The sequence below is a fragment of the Citrobacter amalonaticus genome (assembly GCF_002918555.1).
GTDB classification, from domain to species: Bacteria; Pseudomonadota; Gammaproteobacteria; order Enterobacterales; family Enterobacteriaceae; genus Citrobacter_C; species Citrobacter_C amalonaticus_A.
The window spans coordinates 1,115,623-1,130,306 of sequence record NZ_PQMB01000002.1; the positions used below are offsets into that span (position 1 = coordinate 1,115,623).

Annotated in this window: 12 protein-coding genes; 2 read left to right on the forward strand and 10 right to left on the reverse strand. The window is 52.1% G+C overall.

The window, feature by feature from the left end; genetic code table 11:
* Window positions 1-42: 42 nt before the first annotated feature.
* Window positions 43-861 carry an HMP-PP phosphatase gene (gene cof, locus C3432_RS10880; RefSeq protein WP_103776603.1) on the reverse strand — a complete coding sequence of 273 codons (819 nt, stop codon included), beginning with the start codon at window positions 859-861 and terminating at the stop codon, window positions 43-45.
* Between the two features lie 374 nt (window positions 862-1,235).
* Between cof and C3432_RS10885 the strand changes: the two genes are divergently transcribed.
* Window positions 1,236-2,936, forward strand: a complete 1,701-nt coding sequence (locus C3432_RS10885; protein ID WP_103776604.1) for an SgrR family transcriptional regulator — start codon at window positions 1,236-1,238, stop codon at window positions 2,934-2,936.
* A 65-nt stretch (window positions 2,937-3,001) separates the two neighbouring features.
* Window positions 3,002-3,697, forward strand: coding sequence for a 7-cyano-7-deazaguanine synthase QueC (gene queC / locus C3432_RS10890; RefSeq protein WP_103776605.1), 696 nt, complete (start codon window positions 3,002-3,004; stop codon window positions 3,695-3,697).
* 104 nt (window positions 3,698-3,801) lie between these two features.
* Here the strand turns inward: queC and fadM are convergent, their stop codons facing one another.
* The 9 genes from fadM to bolA form a co-directional block, all read right to left on the reverse strand.
* Window positions 3,802-4,200 carry a long-chain acyl-CoA thioesterase FadM gene (gene fadM / locus C3432_RS10895; protein ID WP_103776606.1) on the reverse strand — a complete coding sequence of 133 codons (399 nt, stop codon included), beginning with the start codon at window positions 4,198-4,200 and terminating at the stop codon, window positions 3,802-3,804.
* A 235-nt stretch (window positions 4,201-4,435) separates the two neighbouring features.
* Window positions 4,436-4,810, reverse strand: a complete 375-nt coding sequence (locus C3432_RS10900) for a helix-hairpin-helix domain-containing protein (RefSeq protein ID WP_103776607.1) — start codon at window positions 4,808-4,810, stop codon at window positions 4,436-4,438.
* A gap of 150 nt (window positions 4,811-4,960) precedes the next feature.
* Window positions 4,961-6,835: a peptidylprolyl isomerase gene (gene ppiD / locus C3432_RS10905; protein ID WP_103776608.1), complete on the reverse strand. Its 1,875-nt coding sequence runs from the start codon at window positions 6,833-6,835 to the stop codon at window positions 4,961-4,963.
* Window positions 6,836-7,088: 253 nt separating this feature from the next.
* The gene (gene hupB / locus C3432_RS10910) at window positions 7,089-7,379 is read right to left on the reverse strand and encodes a nucleoid-associated protein HU-beta (protein ID WP_219352570.1); all 291 of its coding nucleotides are present in this window, start codon (window positions 7,377-7,379) and stop codon (window positions 7,089-7,091) included.
* 190 nt (window positions 7,380-7,569) lie between these two features.
* The gene (gene lon / locus C3432_RS10915) at window positions 7,570-9,924 is read right to left on the reverse strand and encodes an endopeptidase La (RefSeq protein ID WP_103776609.1); all 2,355 of its coding nucleotides are present in this window, start codon (window positions 9,922-9,924) and stop codon (window positions 7,570-7,572) included.
* A gap of 184 nt (window positions 9,925-10,108) precedes the next feature.
* Window positions 10,109-11,383, reverse strand: coding sequence for an ATP-dependent protease ATP-binding subunit ClpX (gene clpX, locus C3432_RS10920; protein WP_103776610.1), 1,275 nt, complete (start codon window positions 11,381-11,383; stop codon window positions 10,109-10,111).
* 126 nt (window positions 11,384-11,509) lie between these two features.
* Window positions 11,510-12,133, reverse strand: a complete 624-nt coding sequence (gene clpP, locus C3432_RS10930) for an ATP-dependent Clp endopeptidase proteolytic subunit ClpP (protein WP_103776612.1) — start codon at window positions 12,131-12,133, stop codon at window positions 11,510-11,512.
* Between the two features lie 242 nt (window positions 12,134-12,375).
* Window positions 12,376-13,674 (reverse strand): trigger factor, encoded by a 1,299-nt coding sequence (tig, locus tag C3432_RS10935; RefSeq protein ID WP_103776613.1) that lies wholly within the window; start codon window positions 13,672-13,674, stop codon window positions 12,376-12,378.
* Window positions 13,675-14,021: 347 nt separating this feature from the next.
* Window positions 14,022-14,339: a transcriptional regulator BolA gene (gene bolA, locus C3432_RS10940; protein ID WP_103776614.1), complete on the reverse strand. Its 318-nt coding sequence runs from the start codon at window positions 14,337-14,339 to the stop codon at window positions 14,022-14,024.
* Window positions 14,340-14,684: the final 345 nt, after the last annotated feature.

Below are 14,684 nucleotides of genomic sequence, written 5' to 3' on the forward strand. Positions count from 1 at the left end.
AATAAAAAAACCGGACTTGCGTCCGGTGCTGGAAGGGATCTCTCATTCGGGGGAATAAGGTAGATGCGGATTGTCCAGCCAATGTGTCAAAAAGTGTGAGACGGCCTGATTGCGACAGTGTCCAATCACCGGTAAATGAGGCAGTTCTGCAATAAGCTGCGGCATGGCATTTCCCATGATCAGACCACGTCCGACGTCACTCAGCATTTCTCTGTCGTTCATGGCGTCGCCAAACGCCATGCACTCAGCCATTGATAATCCTAAGTGGTTACTGAGCACTGCCAGGGCGGAACCTTTGTTACAGCCCACCGGTAAGACTTCGAGGCACTCCACCGCAGAAAAACAGAGATGCGCCCGTTCGCCTAACGCTTCCGTTAACTGAATCTGCAAACGAGTAAGATCGTCATGAGCACCGCAGAAGCAAATTTTGGTGACCCGATCGACAGGAAAATACGCAATATCCACTATCTGATAGCGAAATCCGCTGTAGACGTGCGCCTGTAACATTTCCGGGATCTCTTGTCCGGTGAACCAGCCATTATCATTGAAGATATGCATGCTGGCCTGCGTGTCCCACTCCCGGCGCAATACGATCTCCGCGACGTCAGGCGTCAAATCCCGGCGATGCAGAACATCCCCTTCAAGGGAATGAATGCGCGTCCCGTTACCGGTGATCAGAAAGGCATCCAGAGAGAAGGTGCCGAGAATATGGCGCATCTCCAGCACGTGGCGACCGGTCGCAAATGTCAGCGTAATATCGCGTTCGCGAAGACGTGCCAGCGTAGAGAGCGTTTCATCCCCTAACAGATGATTTGGCATTAAAAGGGTGCCATCCATATCAAATGCCGCCAGACGAGCCATTTCTTTCTCCACAGTGTGACGCAATTATCTTGTGGTTGAGTATCACCTGAGATATACGGAAGTAATAGTGAATAGATAAAAGAAATTGTTCCGGTTTTTTACACAGAACCAGTCGAGACGCCTCGAGGCGGCAAGTGAATAACCCGTTCGTCAGGAACGAGTTTGAACAGTCGCAGGCTGGCCTCCGGTGATAAACAGAGATATCTCCCGTTAATCCCCCTGGAGCATATATTCCAGTATATGACTGGGATATATGGCAAATCTGTCGGGAACAGATTTGAATGTCGCACGCGACGGCCTCTAAGGGCGAGTCTCCTGGATGAGACGAGTAACTCAGTAGCCAACAAAAAGGCAGCGTGAAGGATAGAGTGTAAATGCGTCTTTTAAATCGTCTTAAGCAATACCAACGTCTCTGGCAGCCCTCTGCCGGAGAACCCCAGTCTGTTACCGTTGGGGAACTGGCAGAACGCTGCTTTTGTAGCGAGCGGCACGTGCGTACGCTTCTGCGTCAGGCGCAGGATGCCGGCTGGCTGGTCTGGAAGGCGCAATCCGGACGCGGCAAGCGTGGGCAACTACGCTTCCTGGTCACGCCGGATTCTCTGCGCAATACCATGATGGAACAGGCGCTGGAAAAAGGAGAGCAGCAGAGCGTACTCGAGCTGGCGCAACTGGCACCTGGGGAACTAAGAACACTGCTGCAACCGTTTATGGGGGGCCAGTGGCAAAACGATACGCCAACGCTGCGCATCCCCTATTACCGCCAGCTCGACTCACTGCATCCGGGATTTCTCCCAGGACGTGCGGAGCAGCACCTTGCCGGGCAGATTTTTTCAGGTCTGACCCGTTTCGACGGCGGAACGCAGCGCCCCTGCGGGGATTTAGCCCATCACTGGGATATCTCCGCCGACGGCCTGCGCTGGGATTTCTATATTCGATCCACGTTGTACTGGCATAACGGCGATGCCGTTAACACCAGACAGCTGCACCAGCGTCTGCGGATGCTGCTTGAGCTGCCCGTCCTTAATAAGCTCTTTATCAGCGTCAAACATATTGAGGTGACACATCCGCAGTGTCTGACCTTTATTCTGCATCGTCCTGATTTCTGGCTGGCACATCGTCTGGCAAGCTACAGCAGTCATCTGGCGCATCCGGAATTGCCGCTCACTGGCACCGGTCCCTTCCGGCTGACGCTGTTTACACCAGAACTGGTTCGCCTGGAGAGTCACGATCATTATCATCTCAGCCACCCGCTGCTCAAAGCGATCGAATACTGGATCACCCCGCAGCTTTTCGCTCAGAATCTGGGGACCAGCTGTCGCCATCCGGTGCAGATAACCATCGGCAAACCGGAAGAGTTTGCGACCTTAAGCCAGGTGAGCAGTAGTATTAGTCTGGGTTTTTGCTATCTGACGTTAAGAAAAAGCCCACGCCTGAATCCCCGACAGGCACGTCGGTTAATCAATATTATTCACCGATCTTCGCTACTGCAAACCCTGGACGTGGATGAAAACCTGATTACGCCAAGCAATGCGCTGTTGCCTGGCTGGACCATCCCGCAGTGGGATGAGGAGGACGAGGTGGTGCTTCCCAAAACACTGACCCTGGCGTACCACCTGCCCGTAGAACTACACACAATGGCAGAACAGCTTCGGCTGGCGCTTGCCTCGCTTGGCTGTGAGTTAACGCTGATATTTCATAACGCCAAGAACTGGGACGGCGAGCATCCTCTGGCGCAGGCCGATCTGATGATGGGCGACAGGCTGATTGGCGAAGCGCCGGAGTATACCCTCGAACAATGGCTACGCTGCGATCAGCTCTGGGCTCACGTTCTCGACGCCCCGGCCTTCGCCCATTTACAGGCAACGCTGGATGCTTTGCAGATTCAGGCCGATGAGGAGCAACGCCATGCCGCGCTACAGCAGGTGTTTACGCAACTGATGAATGATGCCACGCTGACGCCGCTGTTCAATTATCACTATCGCATAAGCGCTCCACCCGGCGTGAACGGCGTGCGCCTGAATCCTCGCGGCTGGTTTGAATTTACTGAAGCCTGGCTTCCTCCTCCTTCGCCGTGAAGAAGCTGGTCGACGTGTGCTTCAGGCGTTACCATAACGCCTTTAGTGATTTGTCAGGAAAAACCATGAAACGTGCCGTCGTAGTATTCAGTGGAGGCCAGGACTCCACCACCTGTCTGGTGCAGGCGCTGCATCAGTATGATGAAGTGCATTGCGTGACTTTTGACTATGGTCAGCGGCATCGCGCAGAGATTGATGTGGCACGCGATCTGGCATTGCAACTGGGCGCACGGGCGCATAAAGTGCTCGACGTTACGCTCCTTAACGAACTGGCCGTCAGCAGCCTGACGCGCGACAGTATCCCTGTACCGGATTACGAGCCGAACGCTGACGGCATTCCCAATACGTTTGTCCCCGGTCGCAACATTCTCTTTCTGACCCTGGCAGCAATTTATGCTTACCAGGTCAAGGCCGGGGCGGTGATCACCGGCGTTTGCGAAACAGATTTCTCTGGCTACCCGGACTGTCGTGATGAATTTGTCAAAGCGTTAAACCACGCCGTGAATCTGGGCATGGCGAAAGAGATTCGCTTTGAGACGCCGCTGATGTGGATTGATAAAGCCGAGACCTGGGCGCTGGCCGATTACTGGGGCAAGCTGGAACTGGTGCGCCAGGAGACGCTCACCTGCTACAACGGTATCAAAGGCGACGGTTGTGGCCACTGTGCCGCCTGTAATCTGCGCGCTAACGGTCTGAACCATTATCTGGCAGATAAACCCGCAGTTATGGCGGCAATGAAACAGAAAACGGGTTTGCAATAACGCATTGTCTGTAAACAGCCGGATGGCGGTGCAGGCACCTTATCCGGCCGACCAAAGACATTCCCGCAGGCTCCGTCAGCAAATCACCATCAGGCTATTCATCGCTACTTAACCATCTGTTCCAGCTTTTCCCGTAATTCACCTTCCAGCGGCAGCGCTTTCTGCGTTTTTAAGTCGATACAGACAAAGGTAATCAGCGCATCCGCCACCACCTGTCCTTCCGGCTCCAGGGTTATCACCTGATTCAAAATACCGCTTTTTCCGTTCAGCTGTTGTACCTGGCTGGTTACGGTCAACAGGTCGCTGAGCACCGCGGGACGGCGGTAATTGATATTAATGTTTACGACCACGAATGCGATGTTGTGAGAGGTCATCCATTGAAAACTGTCACTGCTTTCCAGCCCATCCCAACGCGCTTCCTCCAGAAACTCCAGGTAACGAGCATTGTTCACGTGCTGATACACATCCAGATGATAACCACGAACTTTAATCTGCGTTTGCATAGCGTAATAACCTTATTTTTTATAGGAATATACTCTAAAAGCCTGGCCCACAGGCTTTTAGTATTTCGAGTTGCAGGAAGGCGGCAAGTTAGCGAGTCCCGGTGATCTTACTGAAGTAAGTGATTCGGGTGAGTGAATGCAGCCAGCGCATCTGCAGCTTAAAAAACCACGAGTATTGAGGTCATAACTGGTATGACCTCTATATTTTGGCAAACTTTGCGGTTACTGCAAGTTATTACAATGTTAAAACTGCAAGATTACGTTCCACCAGGGAACTCCCCATTCCCGGAACCTGCTTTAAATCATCCACCGTTTTGAACGGACCATACTCCTGGCGATAGCTGACAATCGCCTGCGCTTTCTTCAGCCCAACGCCGTTCATCGCCCGGGCAAGCTCTTCTGCGGAGGCGCTGTTGATACTGACTCTGGTACCGTCATCATCGCTGGCCTTAGCGGGAGCAGTCGCTTTATTCTGCGCGGCAGAGGAAGCTTCAGCTTTCGTTTCCATCGCGGCTCCTTTTGCTACCGGAGCGGCCGCCAGCGCGCTATGGGTTATACCAGCACAGGTCAGAGAAAGGGTGATAAGCAGCGCCTTGATTCCATGTTTCATACTGTTTTCTCCTTGTTTGTTAACAGTGGAGCCACGATAGCGGGGGGAATAAAAGCGGACAAATAGCAAATATCAGAAATGGAAAAGGCCGCGAAAGCGGCCTTTAAGGGTTACAGCTGTTGTGCAATTAGTTGCGAAGCTTCTCGATGATTACTGCTGTTGCTCCATTGCATCACCGATTTTAATTTTTGCTTCTTTACGCAGATTACTCATCAGCGCTTCAAACACAATCTGCGCGTTGTTCTGGGTGATCCCCTGAACCATCGCTTTTTTCTGATCTTCCGGCATAGAGCCCGCTTTCACATCATCCAGCGCCAGCAGAACCACGTTGCCCTGCATGTCGTTAGCAATGCCGTAGCTCGGCTTATCTTTTGCTGGCAGGCTCAGGCTAAACGCAGCCTGGCTCAGCGGATCCTGACCGGTACGGCTCAGGGTTTTAGACTCGCCAAAGCTCAGACCCGCCGCTTTCATCGCTTCATCGCCCTTACCGGCTTTCAGCTCAGACAGCAGTTTCTCCGCATCCAGTTTCGCCTGTTGCTCCGCCTTGTTGTGTATAACAAGCGCAGTCACCTGAGCTTTCACCTCAGCCAGCGGCTTAACCGCTTCCGGCTTATGCTCGCTAATACGCAGTACAAACGCGCGGTCGCCGTCCACAGTGATGATATCGGAGTTTCTGCCCGGCGTACCGTTCTCGCCCACCAGACCACCGTCAAAGATAGCATCGGTAACGGGTTTGAAGTTCAGCTCTTCCGGCAGGTTGTTACGGCTAAACCAGCCGGTTTCAACCGCCTTCATACCTGCGGCCTGCTCAGCGCTCACAAGAGATTCGGTATCATTGTTCGCGGCATCGCTCACTTTCTGCTGCAACGCAAAGTAGGCATCAAGCGCTTTTTCCTGTTTTACTTTCGCCGCAATATCACTACGCGCTTCGCTCAGCGGTTTGACCTTCGCAGGTTGAACATCGTCCAGACGGGCAACGAGGAAGCCAACGGAAGATTTGATGACGCCTGACAGCTGGCCTTTTTCTTTCAGACCGGCATTTTTCAGCTCTTCCGGCGTGGTGGCCTCTTCCAGCCAGCCCATGTCACCGCCGTTACGGGCAGAGATGATATCCGCAGACTTTTCTTTCGCCAGCGCCGCGAAATCACCGCCTTTATTCAGCGCATCCAGCACGGCTTTCGCTTCATCTTCCGTTTTAGTCTGGATGATGCTGTAGCGGCTACGCTGCGGCTGAGTAAACTGCTCCTGATGCTGATCGTAGTAGGACTGAATCTCTTCATCACTGGCGGTTTCCTGCATCGCGGCAGCGTCCAGCTTAATGTAGTTAACGCGGAACTGCTCCGGCGTCATAAAGCTGTTTTTGTTTTGTTCATAGTAGCTGGAAACTTCCTGCTCAGTCGCCTGCTGCTTCGCGGTCAGCGCATTGACGTCGATAGTGGCTTCGCGTACAACGCGCTGCTGGGAAACCAGCGCCGCCAGCTCATCCGTCTCGCCTTTGAGCATGAAGTCAGTACCGGCAATACCGCTGATCACCTGCTGGGTGGTGAGCTGGTTACGCAGCGCCTGCGCGTACTGATCGGCACTCATCCCCATCTGATTCACAATCGCGTTGTAGCGGTTGTTATCAAATTTTCCGTCAACCTGGAAAGCCGGAGTAGAGAAGATGGCCTGTTTAACCTGCTCGTCGCTGATGCCCAGATTCAGTTCACGGGCATACTGATCCAACAACGCTTCGTCAATGAGGCGGTTGAGCGTCTGTTGACGCAGCGTCCTCATGTAACCTTCATTCGCCGCCAGTTCAGAGTATTGATCGCCCAGCTGTTGCTGCATGCGGTTACGTTCGCTGTTGAACGCATTCTCAAACTGCCCGCGGCCGATCTCCTGGTCATTCACTTTTGCGGCGTAGTTGTTGCTTCCGCCAATCAGGTAACCACTCACGCCGGTCAAAATGAACGACACGATAATGATACCGAAAATAATCTTGAGCACGAGACTGTTAGCAGCCGTGCGTAAGCTGTCCATCATGGTGTAACCACACTCCGCTGTAGATGACAATACGCTTTACCCTTTGAGCCGCTTCAATACGGTGGCAAGGATTTTGAGTATATATGCTTCACGCAGCATAGCGTTTCCTGAACGCTGCGCAGAAAGACCTATTGTGACAAGAAACTGGGGCAATTGTCAGCCCACAAGGTGCAGAAAGTCGCGGATCGTAAATAAAAAAGGCACATCAGATGATGCGCCCTTGTACTTTGTCACATCCCCAAGGGGAAAACGCTTAGTTTACCGCGTCTTTCAGTGCCTTACCTGCACGGAAACCCGGAACTTTAGCAGCAGCAATGGTGATCTCTTTACCTGTTTGCGGGTTGCGACCAGTACGGGCAGCACGCTCTTTAACGGCAAAAGTACCAAAACCTACCAGCGCAACGTCATCCCCTTCTTTCAGAGATTCAGTAACAGAAGCAATAATTGCATCTAACGCACGTCCAGCCGCAGCCTTAGAGATGTCAGCCCCTGCAGCAATCTTGTCGATCAGTTGAGATTTATTCACTCTTCTCTTCCTCTTTATAATTTATATCGCACCAGAATCCTTCAAAGTGCGACCGCGCAGCAGTTATATCAGGCCTGCCACGCCCTTACAACACCCGTTAATGATGGCAGACCTAATCCGTCATCTAAATTAGCTATACAAAAAAAGGCTGGCAAGTCCGAAATGGCCTGCCAGCCCTGTTTTTATGAGTGCTCTTTGCGCGAGGTCACTATTTTGCGGTCACAACCTGCATTCCGGACGGTTCATTTTGCAGCGCAAGAGTCAGAACTTCCTCAATGCGTTTCACCGGATGGATATCCAGATCGGCAATCACGTTGTCCGGAATCTCTTCCAGATCGCGTTTATTTTCGTCCGGAATTAAGACCGTTTTAATACCGCCACGGTGTGCCGCCAGCAGTTTTTCTTTCAAACCACCAATAGGCAGAACCTGGCCACGCAAGGTGATCTCACCGGTCATCGCCACATCGGCGCGAACCGGGTTGCCAGTCAGACAGGACACCAGCGCGGTACACATCGCGATACCCGCACTCGGTCCGTCTTTCGGCGTTGCCCCTTCCGGTACGTGAACGTGGATGTCGCGTTTTTCGTAGAAATCCGGGTTGATACCCAGTTTTTCCGCGCGCGCACGCACTACGGTCAGCGCTGCCTGAATAGATTCCTGCATCACTTCACCGAGCGAACCGGTATAAGTCAGCTTACCTTTGCCCGGTACGCAGGCGGTTTCAATGGTCAGCAGATCGCCGCCCACTTCCGTCCACGCCAGACCGGTCACCTGACCAACGCGGTTTTCGTTGTCCGCACGTCCATAGTCAAAGCGCTGTACGCCGAGGTAGTCATGCAGGTTGTCGCCGTTGATCTCAATGTGCTTCAGCGACTTATCCAGCAGCAGCTGTTTGACCGCTTTACGGCACAGCTTGGAGATTTCACGCTCCAGGCTACGCACGCCCGCCTCACGGGTGTAGTAACGAATAATGCCGATGATGGCGCTATCGTCGACCGTCAGTTCGCCTTTCTTCAACGCGTTCCGCTCGATCTGCTTCGGCAGCAGATGCCGTTTAGCGATGTTCAGCTTCTCATCTTCGGTATAACCCGACAGACGGATCACCTCCATACGATCCAGCAGCGGCGCCGGAATATTCATGGAGTTTGAGGTCGCAACGAACATCACGTCGCTGAGATCGTAGTCCACTTCCAGGTAGTGATCGCTGAACGCCACGTTCTGCTCAGGATCCAGCACCTCAAGCAGCGCGGAAGCCGGATCGCCACGCATGTCAGAAGACATTTTGTCGATCTCATCAAGCAGGAACAGCGGGTTTTTAACCCCCACTTTGGCCATTTTCTGGATCAGTTTACCCGGCATGGAGCCGATGTATGTCCGGCGGTGACCGCGGATCTCTGCCTCATCACGCACGCCGCCCAGCGCCATACGGATGTATTTACGTCCGGTGGCTTTGGCGATGGACTGCCCAAGAGACGTTTTACCTACCCCCGGCGGCCCTACCAGGCACAGGATCGGTCCCTTGATTTTGTTCACACGGCTTTGGACCGCGAGATATTCCAGAATGCGGTCTTTCACTCGCTCCAGACCGTAATGGTCGGTGTCGAGGATCTCCTGCGCCTGGCGCAGATCTTTTTTGACCTTGCTGCGCGCATTCCACGGTACCTGTACCATCCAGTCGATATAACCGCGCACCACCGTCGCTTCTGCCGACATCGGAGACATCATTTTCAGCTTCTGCAGTTCAGCTTCCGCTTTCTCTTTTGCCTCTTTTGGCATTTTCGCCGCATCGATCTTACGCTTCAGCGCTTCATTTTCATCCGGCGCATCGTCCATCTCGCCGAGCTCTTTCTGAATGGCTTTCATTTGCTCGTTCAGATAGTACTCGCGCTGAGATTTCTCCATCTGCTTTTTAACACGGTTGCGAATGCGTTTCTCAACCTGGAGCAGATCAATTTCTGATTCCATCATCGCCATCAGATATTCCAGACGTTCATTAACGTCGGACATCTCCAGTACGGACTGCTTATCCGCCAGCTTCAGCGGCATATGCGCAGCGATGGTATCCGCCAGGCGTGCGGGATCGTCAATGCTATTGAGCGATGTCAGCACTTCTGGCGGGATTTTCTTGTTCAGCTTGATATAGCCTTCGAACTGGCTGATAGCGGTACGCACCAGCACTTCCTGCTCACGCTCATCAATGGCTGGCGAGTCAAGATATTCCGCTTTCGCGGAGAAGTGCTCGCCGTTATCAGACAGCGCGGAAATACGCGCACGCTGTAACCCCTCAACCAGCACTTTTACGGTGCCGTCAGGCAGTTTCAGCATCTGCAGAATGGAGGCCACGGTCCCGACGGTGAAAAGATCGTTTACACCCGGCTCATCCGTTGACGCTTCTTTCTGGGCAACCAGCATGATTTTTTTATCATGGTCCATGGCCGCTTCCAGACAACGGATAGATTTTTCCCGCCCTACAAATAAGGGTATGACCATGTGCGGATAAACCACCACATCGCGCAACGGCAATACGGGGATTTCAATGCGTTCAGAACGCTCAGGATTCATAGAGCTCTCTCTTAGTTTAGTGTCCGCCAGGTAATTAAGTGGCACGACTGTGCTTCACGCCACCTTTAACATGTATGTCAGTATATGGGGATGTTTCCCACACATTCAACGCCATGTTTACGGAAAAATAAAAGGGGGGATAAAATCCCCCCTTTTTGATTAAATGCCTGTATGAATTGATGAATTATTCGCCAGATGCCTGCTGCGCTTCCGGCTTGCCATAAATCAGCAATGGTTTGCTCTGACCATCGATAACGGATTCGTCGATTACCACTTTTTCGACCTCTTCCATTGAAGGCAGATCGTACATGGTATCCAGCAGCGCGGCTTCCACGATTGAACGCAGACCACGGGCACCTGTTTTACGTGCCATCGCTTTTCTGGCAATCGCATCCAGCGCTTCGTCACGGAACTCCAGATCCACGCCTTCGAGGTTAAACAGCGCCTGATACTGCTTGGTCAGGGCATTTTTCGGCTCTTTGAGGATTTGAATCAGCGCTTCTTCACTCAGCTCATTCAGCGTTGCGACAACCGGCAGACGACCGATGAACTCAGGGATCAGACCAAATTTGATCAAATCTTCCGGTTCAACCTGCGACAGCAGTTCACCTTCGCTGGCTTTGTCAGACTTCGCTTTTACCGTCGCGCCAAAACCAATGCCGGAGCCGGTTTCAACACGGTTAGCAATCACTTTATCCAGTCCGGCAAAGGCGCCGCCACAGATAAACAGGATCTTAGAGGTATCGACCTGCAGGAACTCTTGCTGAGGATGTTTACGTCCTCCCTGCGGCGGTACGGCAGCAACGGTACCTTCGATCAGCTTCAGCAGCGCCTGCTGTACCCCTTCACCGGAAACGTCGCGGGTGATTGACGGGTTGTCAGACTTACGAGAAATCTTATCGATTTCATCGATGTAGACGATGCCACGCTGAGCTTTTTGTACGTCGTAATCGCACTTCTGCAGCAGTTTCTGAATAATATTTTCAACGTCTTCGCCCACATACCCCGCTTCGGTCAGGGTGGTGGCATCAGCCATCGTGAACGGAACGTCCAGCAGGCGCGCCAGCGTTTCCGCCAGCAGCGTTTTACCTGAGCCGGTCGGGCCAATCAGCAGAATGTTACTTTTGCCCAACTCGACGCCATTGCTGGTGTCGCCGTTACGCAGACGTTTGTAGTGGTTGTATACCGCGACCGCCAGAACTTTCTTCGCTTGTTCCTGACCGATAACGTAATCGTCCAGGTGGTTGCGAATTTCATGTGGCGTCGGCAGCGCACTGCGTTCACGGTGCGGTGCGACTTCCTTAATCTCTTCGCGAATAATGTCGTTACATAAATCGACGCATTCGTCGCAGATATACACGGATGGACCGGCAATGAGCTTACGCACTTCATGCTGGCTTTTGCCGCAAAAAGAGCAGTACAGCAGTTTGCCCGAGCCATCTTTGCGTTTATCTGTCATGAGTCAAAACCTCTTCTTTGTTCTTTGTGCCGCACACGACGACGCAAATGCCATTCTCAGACGCAAGTCGCAACTACGCGTTGTGCCGCCTTTCATTAGTATAGCGGCACACTTGCGTCCTGGGCATCAATTACGATGGGTCAAAATCGAGTCGACCAGGCCATACTCCACTGCTTCAGATGCGGAGAGGAAGCGATCGCGCTCGGTATCACGTTCAATCTGCTCAAGAGATTGACCCGTATGGTGTGCCATAAGTTCATTCATGCGCCCTTTCACTTTCAGGATTTCACGGGCATGAATTTCAATATCCGTTGCCTGGCCCTGGTAACCGCCCAGAGGCTGGTGGATCATGACGCGGGAGTTTGGCAGGCAGAAACGTTTGCCTTTCGCCCCGGCCGTCAGCAGGAATGCGCCCATTGAGGCCGCCTGGCCCATACAAATAGTGCTGACATCCGGCTTGATAAACTGCATGGTATCATAGATAGACATCCCTGCCGTAATCACCCCGCCTGGAGAGTTGATGTACAGATAGATATCTTTTTCCGGGTTTTCCGCTTCCAGAAACAGCATCTGCGCCACAATCAGATTAGCCATGTGATCTTCGACCTGGCCTGTCAGAAAAATGACACGTTCCTTAAGTAGACGAGAATAGATATCAAAAGAGCGCTCACCGCGTGAGGTCTGTTCAATGACCATTGGCACCAGTGCCATATGGGGTGCAAATTTATCTCGTTCGCCGCTGTATGACATTTCCGTCTCCTGGATAAAAATTGAAAAAACCTGCTGTACCGATTGTAACCTTATGGACGGATTATCAGCTAGTCCCTCTGTTATGGGTACGGCATCGCCATAATTCAAGCATAACAATCTTTTGTTGTAACGCTAACACTGAAACCCGGTTTTTCGCACGCTTCCATGCAAAATTCGTGACAAAAAAAAACCCGCCACCTGAAGGTGACGGGCCTTAGTGCAAATTTCAACCGCCAGGCGAATTACGCCTGCTGGTTCATCAGCTCGTTAAAGGAAGTGGCTTTTTCAGTCACTTTCGCTTTCGCCAGAACCGCTTCAACAGCCTGTTCTTCCAGAGCGACGTTACGCATGTTGTCCATCAGCTCTTTATTTTTGCTGTAGAACTCAATGACTTCTTTCGGATCTTCGTAAGCAGAAGCCATCTCTTCGATCAGGCCTTTCACGCGATCTTCATCAGCTTTCAGCTCGTTGGTGCGAATGACTTCACCCAGCAGCAGGCCGACAACGACGCGACGCTTAGCCTGTTCTTCGAACAGCTCACGCGGCAGTTCCAGCGCTTGTTTCTCGTTGCCACCGAAACGCTGAGCAGCCTGACGACGCAGAACGTCGATTTCGCTGTCGATCAGTGCAGCCGGAACGTCGATGTCGTTAGCTTTCACCAGACCGTCGATCGCCTGAGTCTTAACGCGGTTACGCACTGCGCCTTTCAGCTCGCGTTCCATGTTTTTACGCACTTCGGTACGCAGACCGGCAATGGAACCATCTTCAACGCCGAAACGTTTGATGAACTCTTCAGTCAGCTCCGGCAGCTCACGCTCTTCAACTTTCTTCAGGTTGATAGCGAATTTAGCCGCTTTACCTTTCAGGTTTTCTGCGTGGTAGTCTTCCGGGAAGGTCACATCGATAGTGAACTCTTCGCCCGCTTTGTGGCCTTTGATACCGTCTTCAAAGCCTGGGATCATACGACCCTGGCCCATCGCCAGAACGAAATCAGACGCTTTACCGCCTTCGAACTCTTCACCGTCTACAGAACCGGTGAAGTCAAGAGTGGCACGGTCTTCTGCATCAGCAGCGCCATCTTTGTCTTTCCAGGTCGCCTGCTGCTTGCGCAGGGTATCCAGCATTACGTCTACATCGGCGTCGGTAACTTCAACAACCGGTTTTTCAACTTCGATTGCTTCCAGACCCGTCAGCTCAACTTCCGGATAGACTTCAAACTCAACGGAATAGGTGAAGTCTTCACCCAGCTTGTATTCGCCCGGAACGTAGTTCGGAGCACCCGCCGGATTGATTTTTTCTTTGATGATCGCGTCAACAAAATTACGGCTCATCAGATCGCCCAGAACGTCCTGGCGAACAGAAGCGCCATAACGCTGAGCAACAACATTCATCGGTACTTTGCCCTTGCGGAAGCCGTCAATACGTACTTTCTTCGCTACGTTGACCAGCTCGCTTTTAACAGCGGTCTCGATGCTGTCAGCAGCGATAGTAATCGTTACACGGCGGCCAAGGCCTTGAGTGGTTTCAACTGAAACTTGCATCTTGTTACCTCAAAAAATCACAGTGCTCGGTCAACTCTACTCCGCAAGCACAGGTTGTTGGCTTCGCGGAACCGGGATGTTCTCATAATCAATCACATTCCCTGTCGTCAGAATCATCCCGAAGACATTCCGAAAAATAAGACGCAGCATTATAGCGGCATCACTTTTATGAGTCGAGAACGGTTATCGCGCGTTGCTGCGGCTTTTTTCACAATTCCCGGCTAATTTTTGTCTGAATACTGGACTGCCCGCTCAAAATTCAGACAAAACAAAACGGCCCGCAGGCCGTTTTCACATAATCTGTAGCAACATACTGGAAAAGCGCCAGCGGTTGCAAATGCGATTTTCTACGCGATACTTCCCGCGCCGCGACAGGGAGGTGATGCAAAGATCGTATCCTGCAATCCTTCCCACTCTTTAATGGTGTAGGTATGTAAGGCCAGTGCATGAACGGTAGTTGACAGCTCCTCCGTCAAAGTGCCGTAAATCATCCGATGACGATTCAGAAAACGTTCACCGGTGAAGCGATCGCTGACCAGCACAACTTTAAAATGGCTTTCAGAGCCGGCCGGGACATTGTGACGATAGCTTTCATCCACCACTTCGAGGAACACAGGTTGGAACGCAGCCCTTAATTTTTCTTCTATCTGCTCACGTATCATCATGAAATATCTCCTCCGACAACGCTGAGACGTCACTCATCTCTTTAAATACTAGCCGCTTTTACCGTTTCCATTACACCATGACAACAAATATTTAGCTTTCGTCTGATTTTCTCAGCCAAACGGATGAAGTTTATTGATTAATACTCTGAGTAATTCGAGTTGCGGGAAGACGGCCCCGCAGGAGCGAGGCATCAGGGATGCGCCGGTAACAAAGCCAACCCCCTTGCAACGTGAAGTATGGCGAGTATATGGGTTTACTTGTTGCAAAAAACCGATACAGGGTCTCCATAACAGCATAAAACAGACAACGCGATGAATTTACATGCGTTACCCACTTCCCCTCGT